This window comes from Streptomyces sp. S6, from assembly GCF_054880855.1.
The window spans coordinates 1-696 of sequence record NZ_JBTYMC010000724.1 but is presented as its reverse complement, the minus strand read 5'-3'; the positions used below and the strand labels follow the sequence as shown (position 1 = coordinate 696).

Annotated in this window: 1 pseudogene; it reads right to left on the bottom strand. The window is 75.3% G+C overall.

Annotated features, from left to right (window positions below):
• Window positions 1–591, bottom strand: a pseudogene (locus ACVNF4_RS36705) (4Fe-4S dicluster domain-containing protein); the annotation flags it as partial.
• Window positions 592–696: the final 105 nt, after the last annotated feature.

The following is a 696-nucleotide window of genomic DNA, read 5'->3' as shown; positions in this document are numbered from 1 at the left end:
GCGGTGGCCGGCGTCGTCCACGATCTCGGTGAGCGCCAGGTCGTATCCGGGGTCGGCGGCGGGGCCGCCGCCGGTGGAGACGCAGAAGCAGGTCGCGCCGGGCTCGGTGCACTCGGCGGCGATCAGCAGGGCGCGCCGCCTGCGCCGCGCGTACCCGGTGTCCGGGTGGCGTCCGGCGGCCAGGACGCGGTCCTGGATCGCGATGGCCCGCAGGTCGCAGGGGCGGACCCCGAGGAAGGCGTAGGACGGCGTCTTTGCCTGCTCGGCGGTGAACGTGACGTCTCCGTCCGGGGTGCGGTCGGCGCTCCACAGGCGTTCGCGTGCCGGGTGCAGCCAGGATTTCCAGGACTGGGGTCCGGCGCTGTGCGCGAAGGCCGCGCGGTCCTCGCGGCGCACCAGGCGGTAGCGGCCGGCGTCGAGTTCGACGCCCCAGCCGTAGGGGAGTTCGGCCGCGGAGGCCAGTTCGGCGAGCACGATCGCGCCGTCGCGCACGGTGGGTCCGACGACGGTCCGGCCTTGCGCGAGGAGGTTCGCGACGAGGATGTGCAGGCCGTCCTCGTCGATCACGACGGGCGGCACGGTGACGGTCATGGTGGGCCACACCTCTCTTCGTCCGGGCGGTGCCGTGCTCCTGCCCCGCCAGCTTCCGGCGCGGGCGGGGGTGCGGGGCAAGGGACGACCGGCCCTAGCGGGCGG